The organism is Halopseudomonas maritima (genome assembly GCF_021545785.1).
GTDB classification, from domain to species: Bacteria; Pseudomonadota; Gammaproteobacteria; order Pseudomonadales; family Pseudomonadaceae; genus Halopseudomonas; species Halopseudomonas maritima.
Genome location: NZ_CP079801.1, coordinates 312,890 through 326,760, shown reverse-complemented (window position 1 = coordinate 326,760; position 13,871 = coordinate 312,890). Strand labels below are relative to the sequence as shown.

The following is a 13,871-nucleotide window of genomic DNA, read 5'->3' as shown; positions in this document are numbered from 1 at the left end:
AGCTTAGCCCTTCATCACTGCGGCCATGGCGGTTGCCACAGCATCAATGTTGCTGGTGTTCAGCGCCGCTACGCAGATACGGCCACTGCCGACAGCGTAAATGCCGAACTCGTCTGCCAGGCGAGCAACCTGATCTTTGCTCAGGCCAGAGAAGGAGAACATGCCGCGTTGACGCTGGATGAAGGTGACATCCTGCTCTACACCGGCGGCCTGCAGTTTCTCGACCAGCGCGGCGCGCATGTCGCGAATGCGGTCGCGCATTTCAGCCAGTTCGTCTTCCCACTGGGCGTATAGCTCGGGGTTGGTCAGTACTGCGGCGACTACCTTGGCGCCGTGGGTCGGCGGGTTGGAGTAGTTGGTGCGGATAACGCGCTTGAGCTGCGACAGCACCGGCGCGGTTTCTTCCTTGCTGGCGGTGACCATGGTCAGGGCGCCAACGCGCTCGCCGTACAGCGAGAAGGACTTGGAGAAGGAGCTGGCTACCAGGAAGGGCAGGCCGGACTCGGCAAACAGGCGCACGGCAACGGCGTCGTCTTCCAGGTTTTCACCAAAGCCCTGATAGGCGATATCCAGGAAAGGCACCAGCTGACGGCGGCCAACTACGTCGATGACCTTGGCCCAGTCGGCCAGACCCAGGTCGACGCCGGTCGGGTTGTGGCAGCAGGCGTGCAGGATGACCACGCTACCTTCGGGCAGGGCTTCCAGGTCGGCCAGCATGCCGTTCAGGTTCAGGCCGTTGGTAGTCGGGTCAAAGTAGGTGTAGTTGACCACATCGTAACCGGCGGCTTCGAACAGCGCGCGGTGGTTCTCCCAGCTCGGGTTGCTGATCGCCACGGTGCGCTTGTCGGTCAGACGGTAGAGAAAGTCGGCGCCGAGTTTCAGGGCACCGGTGCCGCCCAGGGCCTGGGCGGTGATCAGGCGGCCGGAGTCCAGCAGCGCGGAGTCAGCACCAAACAGCAGCTTTTGCACGGCCAGATCGTAGGGCGCCAGGCCGTCAATTGGCAGATAGGCGCGGGCGGCGTGCTCGGCCACACGGGCCTCTTCGGCAGCTTGCACCGCGCGCAGCAGCGGCACCTTGCCGGCTTCATTGCAGTACACGCCAACGCCCAGATTGACTTTGTTCGCACGGGTATCGGCGTTGAACGCTTCGTTCAAGCCAAGGATGGGGTCACGCGGGGCCAGTTCTACCGGGGAAAACAAACTCATGATATGGGCAAACTCGATATTCAAGTGAATGTAGGGTGTCGGGCTGTGCCGGTGCTGGACATCGAGCGGGCGGGCAGGCGGGAGGGGTGAAGCGCTCCGCCAGCCGGGTCAATGTTAGCGGCCGTTTATTATAGAGAACTGAACGCATAACTCCAATCGGGTTCCCATGCTGCATATTGCAGAGACAGACGCTCGTGCTGCCAGCTGCGTTATCATGTTCGTTTGTTGTAGCCCTGTGAGGTCCGGTAGTGATGAGTCAGTTCAACCTGCAAACCCGCTTCGAGCCGGCTGGTGATCAGCCTACGGCCATCGCCCAGCTGACCGAGGGAGTGGAGGCGGGCCTGTCGCACCAGACCTTGCTGGGGGTGACTGGCTCGGGCAAGACCTTCACCATCGCCAATGTCATCCAGAAAATGCAGCGCCCGGCGATCATCATGGCGCCCAACAAGACGCTGGCGGCGCAGCTGTATGGCGAGTTCAAGGAGTTCTTCCCGAACAACGCCGTCGAGTACTTCGTTTCCTACTACGACTATTACCAGCCTGAAGCCTATGTGCCGTCCTCCGATACCTATATCGAGAAGGACGCCTCCATCAATGACCATATCGAGCAGATGCGTCTGTCGGCCACCAAGGCGCTGCTGGAGCGCCCGGATGCGATCATTGTCGCCACGGTGTCGGCCATCTATGGTCTGGGTGATCCGGAGTCTTACCTGCACATGGTGCTGCACGTGGACCGGGGTGATAGGGTGGATCAGCGTACCCTGTTGCGCCGCCTGGCGGAGCTGCAGTACACCCGCAACGATATGGAGTTAGCGCGCGCTACCTACCGGGTGCGTGGTGATGTGATTGATGTCTTTCCGGCGGAATCTGACCTGGAAGCCATTCGTATCGAATTGTTTGATGATGAGGTTGAGACGATCAGCTTCTTCGACCCGTTAACGGGTGAGGTTTTACGTAAGGTTCCGCGCGTAACTATTTACCCTAAAAGCCATTATGTGACGCCGCGTGAGACATTGCTTGAAGCCGTGGAACATATAAAGGTGGAGCTGGATGAGCGTTTGGCTGTGCTCAAAGAGCAGAATAAGCTGGTCGAGTTTCAGCGCCTGGAGCAGCGCACGCGCTTTGATCTGGAGATGATTCTGGAGCTGGGTTACTGCAACGGCATTGAGAACTACTCACGCTATCTGTCGGGCCGTGAGCCGGGCGCGCCGCCGCCGACCCTGTTCGATTATCTGCCGGATAATGCCCTGCTGATTATCGACGAGTCCCACGTATCCGTGCCCCAGGTCGGTGCCATGTACAAGGGTGACCGCTCGCGCAAGGAGACCCTGGTCGAGTACGGTTTTCGTCTGCCTTCGGCGCTGGATAACCGGCCCATGCGCTTTGATGAGTGGGAGGCCATCTCGCCGCAAACCATCTTCGTATCTGCCACCCCCGGCCCTTATGAGGAGGCCCACGCCGGTCGCGTGGTCGAGCAGGTGGTGCGCCCGACCGGTCTGGTTGATCCGGAGATCGAAGTGCGTCCGGCCACTACGCAAGTGGATGACCTGCTCTCTGAGATTCGCCTGCGGGTGGATAAGGAAGAGCGCGTGCTGGTCACCACGCTGACCAAGCGCATGGCCGAGGATTTGACCGACTATCTGGGTGACCACGGCGTGCGGGTGCGCTATTTGCACTCGGATATCGATACCGTGGAGCGCGTCGAGATTATCCGTGATCTGCGTACTGGCGCTTTTGACGTGTTGGTGGGTATCAACTTGCTGCGCGAAGGCCTGGATATGCCGGAGGTATCGCTGGTTGCCATTTTGGATGCGGATAAAGAAGGTTTCCTGCGCTCGGAGCGCTCGCTGATTCAGACCATTGGCCGCGCTGCGCGTAACCTGAACGGTAAGGCCATTCTCTATGCGGACCGCATCACCGGATCGATGGAGCGCGCCATTGGTGAAACCGAGCGCCGCCGCGAGAAGCAGATTAGCTTTAACAAAGAGCACGGCATTACGCCGCGCGGTGTTACCAAAAGCGTGGCGGATATTCTGGAGGGCGCGGTGGTGCCGGGTAGCCGCAGCGGTCGCCGGCGTCAGCAAAAGGCCGCCGAAGACAGTGCAGGGTATGCGGCGCCGCGCACGCCGGCGGAAATCACCAAGCGCATCAGCGAGCTGGAAGAGAAGATGCTGCAGCACGCGCGCGATCTGGAATTCGAGTCTGCTGCCCAGGCGCGTGATCAGATCCAGAAGCTGCGTGATCAGTTGATGCAGGCCTGAATCCTGTACGCGGAATGATCAGTGGGGCGAGTTGCTGCGGTGGCTAGGGTCTGTTGCCGCTTCGTTTACCCTCCTGTTGCAGCCTGTAAAGCCGCCAATCAAGGAGCGAGAAGCGTAGCGTGGTCATTCCACGTGAGCGACGAGCGACGCCGAGTGGCGGCTTTACAGGCGCAACCCGCAGGGCCGGGGCCATTTTTCGGCCATGCTGCGTTGTCGGTCACTTATGTGGAATGACCACGCTGCGCTCCCTCCGCCTTGCCTGGCCGAAAAATGGTCTCCGGCAGGCGGGTGAACGAAGCGGCAACAGACCCTAAGGTTTTTTCAGGTTTTCAGTAACTTAGTGCTTGACAGTGTGCGGGGCGGTGCGTAAAGTTCGCCCCCATCGCAGGCACGTAGCTCAGTTGGTTAGAGCACCACCTTGACATGGTGGGGGTCGTTGGTTCGAATCCAATCGTGCCTACCAAATTTAAAACCCGGTCCCTGTGGCCGGGTTTTTTGTTTCTGTGCTGTACGGAGTGCTGTTGCAGTAGCCTGATGAGGGCTGCCGGTAATCGTGACATCGGTATGAACTGCAGCGGGGCATCCGTGCGGCGTTTCCATCATGTGGCCTTGCGTAGGGGTCACCACTGAGAAGGAGTGGCACATGCCCGTTATTACCCTCCCTGACGGCAGTCAGCGCAATTTCGATAATCCCGTTACCGTTTCTGAAGTCGCCCAGTCGATTGGTGCCGGCCTGGCCAAGGCTACGATCGCCGGCAAGGTAGATGGTCGTCTGGTCGATGCCTGTGACCTGATCGAGCAGGACGCAAGCCTGCAGATCATCACCGCCAAGGACGAAGAAGGCGTTGAGATTATCCGCCACTCCTGTGCTCACCTGATCGGTCATGCCGTCAAGCAGCTGTATCCCACCGCCAAGATGGTTATCGGCCCGGTGATTGATGATGGCTTCTATTACGACATCTCCTTCGAGCGCCCCTTCACGCCGGATGACATGGCCGCCATCGAAAAGCGTATGGCCGAGCTGATCGCCAGCGATTACGACGTGATCAAGAAAGTGACCCCGCGTGACGAGGTCATCAAGGTGTTCGAGTCCCGTGGTGAGGAGTACAAGTTGCGTCTGGTCGAGGATATGCCCGACGAGAAGGCGATGGGCCTCTACTACCACGAAGAATACGTCGATATGTGCCGTGGTCCGCACGTGCCGAACACGCGCTTTTTGAAAGCATTCAAGCTGACCCGGATTTCCGGTGCCTACTGGCGCGGCGATGCCAAGAACGAGCAGCTGCAACGTATTTACGGCACTGCCTGGGCAGACAAGAAGCAACTGGCTGCCTACATCCAGCGCATGGAAGAGGCCGAGAAGCGCGATCACCGCAAGATCGGCAAGCGCCTTGACCTGTTCCACACCCAGGAAGAAGCGCCGGGCATGGTGTTCTGGCACCCTAATGGCTGGTCCATCTATCAGGTACTCGAGCAGTACATGCGCAAGGTGCAGGTGGATGCCGGCTACAAAGAGATCAAGACGCCGCAGGTGGTTGATCGTGTGCTGTGGGAGCGCTCCGGTCACTGGGAGCACTACGCTGCCAATATGTTCACTACCGAGTCGGAAAGCCGTGATTACGCGGTCAAGCCGATGAACTGCCCGTGCCACATCCAGGTGTTCAATCAGGGTCTGAAGAGCTACCGCGAGCTGCCGCTGCGTCTGGCCGAGTTCGGCTCCTGTCACCGTAACGAGCCGTCCGGTTCGCTGCACGGTCTGATGCGCGTGCGTGGCTTTACCCAGGACGATGCGCACATCTTCTGTACCGACGAGCAGGTCAAGAAGGAAGCGGCAGACTTTATTGCCCTGACCCTCAAGGTGTACCGCGACTTTGGCTTTGATGATGTCGAGCTGAAGCTGTCCACTCGCCCGGAAAGCCGCGTTGGTGACGATGCGCTGTGGGATCAGGCTGAAAAAGGCCTGGAAGACGCGCTGAACGAAGCCGGTCTGGAGTGGGATCTGCAGCCGGGTGAGGGTGCATTCTACGGTCCGAAGATCGAGTTCTCCCTGCGCGACTGTATTGGTCGGGTCTGGCAGTGCGGCACGCTGCAGCTGGACTTCATGCTGCCGGGCCGTCTGGGCGCGCAGTATGTGGCTGAAGATGGTGCCCGCAAGACGCCGGTCATGCTGCACCGTGCGATTCTCGGCTCCTTTGAGCGCTTTATCGGTATTTTGATTGAGCACTACGCGGGTGACTTCCCGGCATGGCTTGCGCCGACCCAGGCTGCGGTGCTGAATATCACCGATAATCAGGCCGCGTTCTGTGCCGACGTAGAGAAAACTCTCAATGAATCCGGCTATCGCGCCGTTGCGGACTTGAGAAACGAGAAGATCGGCTTTAAAATCCGCGAGCATACTTTGCACAAGACTCCCTACCTGCTGGTTGTAGGTGATCGGGAAGTCGAGTCGCACACCGTGGCCGTGCGCACGCGAGAGGGTAAAGATCTGGGTTCAATGACTGTAACCGAGTTCGCTGAATTCCTATCTCGCGCTGTGGCACAACGAGGCCGCCCGAATTCGGAGCAATAAAGATTAAACGCGAGATGAGACAAGACAGAAAAGCTGCGCAACGCCCGCCGATTAACGAAAACATCACGGCGCGTGAAGTGCGTCTGATTGGCCCCGACGGAGAGCAAGTCGGCGTCGTATCCATTCAAGAGGCGCTGGCCGCTGCTGAAGAGGCCAAGCTGGATCTGGTTGAAATCTCTCCCGATGCGGCACCGCCCGTGTGCCGCATCATGGATTACGGCAAGCACATCTTCGAAAAGAAGAAACAGCAGGCCGCCGCGCGTAAGAATCAGAAGCAGATTCAGATTAAAGAAATCAAGTTTCGTCCAGGGACGGAAGAGGGAGACTATCAGGTCAAGCTTCGCAACCTGATGCGTTTTCTCTCTGACGGGGACAAGGCCAAGGTATCCCTGCGATTCCGTGGCCGCGAAATGGCCCATCAGGAGCTGGGCATGGAGCTGTTGAAGCGGGTCGAAGCCGACCTGATTGAATACGGCACCGTGGAACAGCACCCGAAGATGGAAGGTCGTCAGCTGATGATGGTCATCGCCCCCAAAAAGAAAAAGTAATCTCCAGGGCAACGCCAGGCCTTGCGATTATTTGATGCACTTCAATTTGGAGTAACTGAACATGGCAAAAATGAAGACCAAAAGTGGCGCTGCCAAGCGCTTCAAGAAAACCGGGAACGGCATCAAGCACAAGCATGCTTTCAAAAGCCACATCCTGACCAAGATGAGCACCAAGCGTAAGCGTCAACTTCGCGGTACTTCGCAGCTCAATGCTGCTGACGTCCAAAAAGTCGAGCGCATGCTGCGTCTGCGTTAATCATCAGGTTACAGGTTAGAGGAAGAAAGCAATGGCTCGTGTAAAGCGTGGTGTCATGGCGCGTAAGCGTCACAAGAAAGTTCTCAAGCTGGCTAAAGGTTACTACGGTGCTCGCTCGCGCGTGTTCCGCGTTGCCAAGCAAGCGGTTATCAAAGCTGGTCAGTATGCATATCGTGACCGTAAGCAGCGCAAGCGTCAGTTCCGCGCGCTGTGGATTGCCCGTATCAACGCAGGTGCTCGTCAGAACGGTCTGTCCTACAGCCGCCTGATCGCCGGCCTGAAAAAGGCGTCCGTCGAGATCGATCGCAAGGTTCTGGCTGATCTGGCCGTGAACGAAAAAGCGGCGTTTACCGCGATTGTCGAAAAAGCAAAGGCTAGCCTGGCTTAAGCCCTCGTTACGACAATCACCGCGCCCTGCGGCGCGGCTGGCAACGTCAATGATAGGGGAAGAGCCTCCAAGCTCTTCCCCTATTTTTGTTTCTGGAGTACGTGTTGATGGAAAACCTTGACGCCCTGGTCGCACAAGCACTTGAGGCAATCAAACAGGCCGCAGACGTGGCCACGCTGGAGCAGATCCGCGTGCAGTACCTCGGCAAGAAAGGCGAGCTGACTCAGGTGATGAAGACCCTGGGCAACATCCCGGCCGAGGAGCGCCCCAAGGTTGGCGCCCTGGTTAACCAGGCCAAAGAGCAGGTGCAGAGCGTGCTCAACGGACGCAAGTCCGAGATGGAAAGCGCGGCGATGAATGCCCGCCTGGCTGCCGAGCGTGTTGATGTCACGCTGCCTGGCCGTGGTCAGACAACCGGTGGGTTGCACCCGGTTACCCGCACCATGGAACGCATCGAACAGATTTTTGCCCACGTCGGTTACACCGTCGCGGAAGGCCCCGAAGTCGAGGACGATTACCACAACTTCGAGGCGCTGAATATTCCGGGCCACCACCCGGCGCGTGCCATGCACGATACCTTCTATTTCAACGCCAATACCCTGCTGCGTACTCACACCTCGCCGGTGCAGGTGCGTACCATGGAAAGCCAGCAACCGCCGATCCGCATCATTTGCCCGGGCCGCGTGTACCGCTGCGACTCGGATCAGACTCACTCACCCATGTTCCATCAGGTTGAAGGCCTGCTGATCGACGAAGGTGTGAGCTTTGCTGATCTGAAAGGCACCATCGAGCAGTTTCTGCGCGAGTTCTTCGAGGCTGACCTGGAAGTGCGCTTCCGTCCCTCGTTCTTCCCCTTTACCGAGCCGTCCGCCGAGGTGGACATCCGTCGTCGTGTGGTCAAGAACGGCGAGGAGAAGGCCGACTGGCTGGAAGTGTTGGGTTGCGGCATGGTGCACCCGGACGTACTGCGCATGTCCGGTATCGACCCGGAAAAATATCAGGGGTTTGCTTTCGGGATGGGCGTAGAGCGTCTGACCATGCTGCGTTATGGCGTGGGCGATCTGCGTATTTTCTTCGACAACGATCTGCGTTTCCTTGAGCAGTTCCGTTGAGCGCCGCACCCGCAACCCTTTTGACAGCAGGAATCGATAATGAAATTCAGTGAACAGTGGCTGCGCACCTGGGTGAACCCCGACATCTCCCGTGATGAGCTGGTGGCGCGCCTGTCCATGACCGGACTCGAAGTAGATAGCGTTACCCCGGCAGCCGGCGAGTTTTCCGGTGTTGTGGTGGGCGAGATTCTCAGCGCAGAGCAACACCCGGACGCCGACAAGCTGCGCGTCTGCCGCGTCAGCAACGGCAGTGAAGAATTCCAGGTGGTGTGCGGCGCACCCAATGCCCGTGCCGGCATCAAGGTTCCGTTCGCCATGGTGGGCGCGGTTCTGGGCGAAGACTTCAAGATCAAGAAGGCCAAGCTGCGCGGTGTCGAATCCTTCGGCATGCTGTGCTCTGCGGCTGAACTGCAGATTTCAGAAGACCACGACGGTCTGTACGAGCTGCCGCAGGATGCCCCGGTTGGGCAGAGCGTGCGTGAGTATCTGGCGCTGGACGACGCCATCATTGAGGTCGACCTGACCCCGAACCGCGGTGACTGTCTGTCCATCGCCGGCCTGGCCCGTGAAGTGGGTGCCAACTACGGCGCTGCCGTCACCCGTGTCGAGGTGGCGCCGGTTGCAGCGGTACACGAGGACGTGCGCCCGGTAGAGCTGGTTGCTACCGAGGCTTGCCCGCGCTATCTGGGCCGGGTGATCCGCAATGTTGACCTGTCGCGCGCCACGCCACTGTGGATGGTCGAGCGCCTGCGTCGCAGCGATATCCGCAGCATTGATGCGGTTGTCGACATCACCAACTACGTGATGCTCGAACTGGGTCAGCCGATGCACGCCTTTGACCTCGCTGAAATCAAGGGCGGCATTCGTGTACGCCTGGCAGAAGAGGGCGAGAAGCTGGTGCTGCTGGACGGCCAGGAAGTCAGCCTGCGTGCCGACACCCTGGTCATCGCCGATCACGAACGCCCGCTGGCCATGGCCGGCATCATGGGTGGCGAGCACAGCGGTGTTAGCGAGAACACCCGTGATCTGTTCCTGGAAAGCGCCTTCTTCGACACCATCGCCATCGCCGGCAAGGCGCGTGGCTACAGCCTGCATACCGATTCCTCGCACCGCTTTGAGCGCGGCGTAGATTGGCAGCTGCAGCGCGAAGCCATGGAGCGTGCTACTGCACTGATCCTGGAGATCGTCGGCGGCGAGCCGGGTCCGGTTATCGAGGCGGTAGAGCAGGGCGCCTTGCCTACGCTCAAGCAGATTACCCTGCGCAACGAACGCATCACCCAGATGCTCGGCATGCAAATGAGCGAAGCCGACGTTGTGGGTTACCTCAAGGGGCTCGGTCTGGGTGTCAGCGCCCAGGCAGAGGGTCAGTGGCAGGTAGATGTGCCCAGCCACCGCTTCGACATCAGCATCGAGGTGGATCTGATTGAAGAGCTGGCCCGTCTGTATGGCTACAACCGCCTGCCGGTCAGCGCGCCGACAGCGGCCCTGACTTTGGCCGGCAAGCCTGAAACCCGCGGCGAGCTGCCGGCGCTGCGCCGTCTGCTGGTTGCCCGTGGTTACCATGAAGCGATCACCTACAGCTTCATCGAGCCTGGTTTGAGCAAGCAGTTTGAGCCGCAGATCGAGCCGCTGGCCTTGGCCAACCCGATCTCCAGCGACATGGCCGTCATGCGTCCCTCGCTGTGGCCGGGCCTGAGCAAGGCTGTGCAGTACAACCAGAACCGTCAGCAGGGTCGCGTGCGTCTGTTCGAGAGCGGTCAGCGCTTTATTCCCGCTGCCGATGGCCTGCAGCAGGAAGTCATGCTGTCCGGCATCGTCACCGGTAGCCGCCAGCCGGAAGGCTGGGCCAACGGCGCAGAGAAGATCGACTTCTTCGACGTGAAAGCCGATGTAGAGGCTGTTCTGGCGCAGAGCGCTGCCGGCGTAACCTTCCGCTTTGAACCGGTTGAGCACCCGGCGCTGCATCCGGGCCAGTCCGCGCGCATCCTCAATGGCGGCGAGCAGGTAGGTCTGATGGGCGCGCTGCACCCGCAGCTGGTGGCCGATCTGGACCTTAACGGCCCGGTTTTTGTGTTCGAGTTGGCATTGGCAAAGATCTGCCAAGGTCAATTGCCGCGCTTTGAGGAATTGTCCCGCTACCCTGAAGTCAGACGGGACATAGCGCTGGTGGTGGACCGTACCGTGCTGGCTGAAGATTTGCTGTCCTGCATCCGTGCGGAAGCCGGCGCACACCTCAAGAACCTCAGGTTGTTTGATGTTTATGAGGGCAAAGGTATTGATCCGCATAGAAAAAGCATGGCAATCGGCTTGACGTTGCAGGATTCGTCGCGCACTCTTACCGATGACGAGGTGAATGCTGTCATGGACAGAGTGCTGCAGTCCTTGGAGCAAGGGTTCAACGCCACACTAAGGAAATAGGTCAAATGGGGGCTCTGACAAAAGCGGAAATGGCTGAGCGGCTGTACGAAGAGTTAGGGTTCAACAAACGCGAAGCCAAAGAGTTGGTCGAGTTGTTTTTCGAAGAAATTCGCAATGCACTTGAGACCAATGAACAGGTCAAGCTGTCGGGATTCGGCAACTTTGATCTGCGCGACAAGCGTCAGCGCCCCGGCCGTAATCCCAAGACCGGCGAAGAAATACCCATTACTGCCCGCCGGGTAGTGACCTTTCGCCCAGGACAAAAACTCAAGGCACGAGTAGAAGCCTATGCTGGAACCCAGCCATAACGACGAATTGCCGGCTATCCCCGGCAAACGCTATTTCACCATTGGTGAGGTCAGCGAGCTGTGTGCAGTGAAACCCCATGTTCTGCGTTATTGGGAACAGGAGTTTCCGCAGCTGTCGCCGGTCAAGCGTCGCGGTAATCGACGCTACTATCAGCGCCAGGATGTCCTCATGATCCGCCAGATTCGTGCATTGCTGTACGATCAGGGCTTCACTATCGGCGGTGCGCGTCAGCGTCTGTCCGGTGAAGAAGCACGGGAAGACCTCACCCAGTACAAGCAACTGATCCGTCAGACAATTGCCGAGCTGGAAGAAGTGCTCAACGTGCTTCGCGTTCGCTGATACCAAAAAAAACTTTCTCATTTCAGATAGTTAATGTATTATGCGACCCGCTTCGGCAGACAAACCGAAGCATCGTCGGGGCGTAGCGCAGCCTGGTAGCGCACTTGCATGGGGTGCAAGGGGTCGAGTGTTCGAATCACTCCGTCCCGACCAATCAAATCAAGGGGTTAGATCGATACGGTCTAGCCCCTTTTTGTTTGCCTCGCATTTTTGCCCCACTTTTTGCCCCACCGGATTTTTGCGTCGATGTTGGCTGTCCTAGGCGAGGCTGTCCTCGTGGAGGAGTGCTAAGCGCTGACACCAGGCGCTAGCAGCGTCTATATGTCTGTGGAGCTGTGCTCGCCCCCCTGTAGGTAGGCTGCGGCTGGCTATGCGCGTACCACATGGTGGCGCGTCCCGTTGCGGCTGAGCAGGCTGTAATAGGGGGCCGGGTCCTGCTGCCACGTAACGACCGAGAATACGGCGACAGACCGGATAACTACCCCCTAGAACTCGTCTTGCAACTAGAAGGACTAGGCCGCCGAACCCGGTATGTTCTACGACCACGGAGCCAGGGTTTTGTGGGGCGACTGCGCCGCTCCTTGTTGGACAAGCACTTCCGCGTAGCAGGGCGTACGACGTGGTATGAGAGCGTTGAACAGATGCAGGAGGACTTCGATCAATATCTGCATCATTGCAAGCACGCGTGGCCACACCAGCGTCGAATGAGGAATGGCAGAACGCCAAGCCAGGCGTTCATCGAAGGTATTGTTGAGCAGCCAGAACCGGCCACGGAGGACGCTGCTTAACTCAGCTCCGGAACGGGGCTGGTGTCAGGTGAGTATTGGAACTGTACATATGGCTTCTAGCGTAATTTCGGCGTGATGAGACTCATTTTTTAGTTGAAAGTATGTGGGTAATACAATGCTGAGAGGTGAGCGGAACGCTGATGTGCCCGGTGTTCTTTATCATGCTGTAATATGTAAAGCGACTGGCTATTGAGGTTTTTCCAGTACTGGTCTTTAACGCTTCTGTATCGCTGGCTATAGGCTCTGGGGTGATTGTGAGTTTGTATGAGTTGTCAAGTAGCTTGGAAGAGAATGCTTGACGCATAACTCTGTCGTCTTTTATGTTTTCCAACCATGCGTCGATACTTATTCTACTGATTATAATGGTTGACCCGAAGCGCTCTCTGCTAGTAATTAGATCGAGGAGTATCTCGAGCCTTCGGCCCGTCCAGCCTATATTGTCCCATCCTCCGATTATCAGCAGGTCGGCAATGCTATTTAAGTGAGAGATCTTTTGCTCTAGATGGATGTTTTTTGATTCTTCTAGCTTGTTAAATAAGTCGAAAGCGGTGGTGTGGCGTATTCGAGCCCCATTAGTGCAATGATGTATCGCTATTGCGCTGGCAATACGGTTTGAGTCTTGTTCGGCGCGGCCGCTGATAGTTAGTATGTTTCCTGGCGAGAGCCAGCTCCCATCTAAAATTTCTTGCACTGGCGCTAACTGGTGCTCTGCTTCGCTTAGCCTTGCTCTAGGGCTGGGCAGGTTTGCTAGAGAGAGCTTGCGCCTAATACTGTGTGGCCTCAACGCAAGTGGGCTACTATTTCCCGTTTTTAGTCGGTTGCCTATGTACTCTAGGTCAAAAGTGTGTCCTTGGCGCAGCCTTTTCATAAGGGCGAGATTTTGTCCTAATCCAACGGCGATTTCCCTAACTTCCAATTCGGCAGCTTGTGCAACGACGCAAGCTGATGGGGGTGTTTTGTCGTTCTCTTTGGGAGTTGATAGTTTGAGTCTTGATATTTCAATTATGGCAGCTGTAAGCATTTCGTTTAATGCCTCTGAGTAACATCTCTCCTCGACATTTTCCTTTTTCATCTTTGCAATCTGTCTGCTTTTCTCTCTTTTTTCGGTTCGGACTTCTTTTGAAATTTGGTGAGGACCTTCGCCCAAAAGCAGCCCGTCAACAACTGCTCCCATGCTTATCTTAAAGCTGCTCGAGAGCTCTTTCAGCTTTTTCTTTGATGCGCTCTTAAGCATTAAGTTGCAGCTACTGTGCTTGTCGCGATCCCTATAGCATTTGGTCGCCCAGGCTGCACTCAGTGCCTGCATTATTTCTTTCGGGTTGGGCGTGCTTAACAGTCGGCTTTCCCATCTGTTCAGAATGTCCTCGTAAGTATTGCCTATGGGGTCCCCAAGCCGGGTAGGGCTGGATAGGTAATTTACTAGCCAATCTCTATCCACGTTGTCGTGCCTTTTTACCCAATCTTTCAGCATATCCGACTCCCTTTTTTATGATGCTTTTTCGATGATATCACGCGTCATATGACGCGTGATAAAAAAAAGGAAAACACCCTGTTTTATGCTCTAATAATAAGAATTTCTCTTGAAGAAGGATCAGGTGGTGACCCAATTTTCGCTCCAGATCAGCGGTACCAATTTGTCTGCAGAGGCGAAGATGCTTCTTGCAGGAGTATCAGCTT

The 13,871-nt window shown here is 57.3% G+C and carries 11 protein-coding genes and 2 tRNA genes; 11 read left to right on the top strand and 2 right to left on the bottom strand.

Features of this window, described 5'->3' with window-relative positions; all coding sequences use genetic code 11:
* Nucleotides 1–3: 3 nt before the first annotated feature.
* Nucleotides 4–1,206, bottom strand: a complete 1,203-nt coding sequence (locus HV822_RS01445) for an amino acid aminotransferase (RefSeq protein WP_238871893.1) — start codon at nt 1,204–1,206, stop codon at nt 4–6.
* 251 nt (nt 1,207–1,457) lie between these two features.
* On the opposite strand from HV822_RS01445, the gene uvrB reads away from it, so the two are divergent.
* The 11 genes from uvrB to HV822_RS01390 all read left to right on the top strand — a co-directional run bounded on the left by uvrB (nt 1,458) and on the right by HV822_RS01390 (nt 11,559).
* Nucleotides 1,458–3,467: an excinuclease ABC subunit UvrB gene (gene uvrB, locus HV822_RS01440; protein ID WP_238871892.1), complete on the top strand. Its 2,010-nt coding sequence runs from the start codon at nt 1,458–1,460 to the stop codon at nt 3,465–3,467.
* Between the two features lie 386 nt (nt 3,468–3,853).
* Nucleotides 3,854–3,930: transfer RNA gene (locus tag HV822_RS01435), tRNA-Val, on the top strand.
* Nucleotides 3,931–4,110: 180 nt separating this feature from the next.
* Nucleotides 4,111–6,036: a threonine--tRNA ligase gene (gene thrS / locus HV822_RS01430; protein WP_238871891.1), complete on the top strand. Its 1,926-nt coding sequence runs from the start codon at nt 4,111–4,113 to the stop codon at nt 6,034–6,036.
* A complete protein-coding gene (infC, locus tag HV822_RS01425) occupies nt 6,033–6,584 on the top strand; it encodes a translation initiation factor IF-3 (RefSeq protein ID WP_238873663.1) in 552 nt (183 codons plus the stop codon). Before thrS ends, infC begins: the two co-directional genes overlap by 4 nt.
* 61 nt (nt 6,585–6,645) lie before the next feature.
* Nucleotides 6,646–6,840 (top strand): 50S ribosomal protein L35, encoded by a 195-nt coding sequence (rpmI, locus tag HV822_RS01420; protein WP_083727856.1) that lies wholly within the window; start codon nt 6,646–6,648, stop codon nt 6,838–6,840.
* Between the two features lie 31 nt (nt 6,841–6,871).
* On the top strand, nt 6,872–7,228 hold the full coding sequence (gene rplT, locus HV822_RS01415) for a 50S ribosomal protein L20 (protein ID WP_083727855.1): 357 nt from the start codon (nt 6,872–6,874) through the stop codon (nt 7,226–7,228).
* 107 nt (nt 7,229–7,335) lie between these two features.
* Entirely contained in the window at nt 7,336–8,340 is a 1,005-nt protein-coding gene (pheS, locus tag HV822_RS01410) for a phenylalanine--tRNA ligase subunit alpha (protein ID WP_238871890.1), read from the top strand.
* Between the two features lie 39 nt (nt 8,341–8,379).
* Nucleotides 8,380–10,758 carry a phenylalanine--tRNA ligase subunit beta gene (gene pheT / locus HV822_RS01405; protein ID WP_238871889.1) on the top strand — a complete coding sequence of 793 codons (2,379 nt, stop codon included), beginning with the start codon at nt 8,380–8,382 and terminating at the stop codon, nt 10,756–10,758.
* Nucleotides 10,759–10,763: 5 nt separating this feature from the next.
* Nucleotides 10,764–11,066 (top strand): integration host factor subunit alpha, encoded by a 303-nt coding sequence (gene ihfA / locus HV822_RS01400; RefSeq protein ID WP_083727852.1) that lies wholly within the window; start codon nt 10,764–10,766, stop codon nt 11,064–11,066.
* On the top strand, nt 11,047–11,406 hold the full coding sequence (locus tag HV822_RS01395) for a MerR family transcriptional regulator (RefSeq protein WP_083727851.1): 360 nt from the start codon (nt 11,047–11,049) through the stop codon (nt 11,404–11,406). The genes ihfA and HV822_RS01395 overlap by 20 nt, the downstream gene beginning before the upstream one ends.
* Nucleotides 11,407–11,482: 76 nt before the next feature.
* Nucleotides 11,483–11,559, top strand: a tRNA-Pro gene (locus HV822_RS01390).
* Between the two features lie 717 nt (nt 11,560–12,276).
* On the opposite strand, the gene HV822_RS01385 is transcribed toward HV822_RS01390, so the two are convergent.
* Nucleotides 12,277–13,665 (bottom strand): ATP-binding protein, encoded by a 1,389-nt coding sequence (locus HV822_RS01385; RefSeq protein WP_238871888.1) that lies wholly within the window; start codon nt 13,663–13,665, stop codon nt 12,277–12,279.
* Between the last annotated feature and the right edge of the window lie 206 nt (nt 13,666–13,871).